A 575-nucleotide genomic window follows, 5' to 3' on the forward strand; every position below is an offset into this window, starting at 1 on the left:
GGGACGAAATGATCCGGACCGCTGGCTCCCTGAAGCTGGGCAAAGTACAGGTTTCAGTGCTGGTCCGTTCATTGCTGAAAAGTGAACGTCCTTCCGGACTGACTCAGGCAATCATTGAAGTGGGGCGCATCAACAAAACGCTGTATCTGCTTAATTATATTGATGATGAAGATTACCGCCGGCGCATTCTGACCCAGCTTAATCGGGGAGAAAGTCGCCATGCCGTTGCCAGAGCCATCTGTCACGGTCAAAAAGGTGAGATAAGAAAACGATATACCGACGGTCAGGAAGATCAACTGGGCACACTGGGGCTGGTCACTAACGCCGTCGTGTTATGGAACACTATTTATATGCAGGCAGCCCTGGATCATCTCCGGGCGCAGGGTGAAACACTGAATGATGAAGATATCGCACGCCTCTCCCCGCTTTGCCACGGACATATCAATATGCTCGGCCATTATTCCTTCACGCTGGCAGAACTGGTGACCAAAGGACATCTGAGACCATTAAAAGAGGCGTCAGAGGCAGAAAACGTTGCTTAACGTGAGTTTTCGTTCCACTGAGCGTCAGACCCC

At 51.1% G+C, this 575-nt stretch carries 1 protein-coding gene; it reads left to right on the forward strand.

Annotated elements, in window-relative coordinates; genetic code table 11:
* Nucleotides 1-542: Tn3 family transposase (locus tag ACOTX7_RS24310; RefSeq protein WP_139245098.1), on the forward strand; the 542-nt coding region annotated here is incomplete at its 5' end.
* Nucleotides 543-575 lie beyond the last annotated feature (33 nt).

The sequence above is a fragment of the Enterobacter cloacae complex sp. IR5418 genome, assembly GCF_049238105.1.
GTDB lineage: Bacteria > Pseudomonadota > Gammaproteobacteria > Enterobacterales > Enterobacteriaceae > Enterobacter > Enterobacter hormaechei.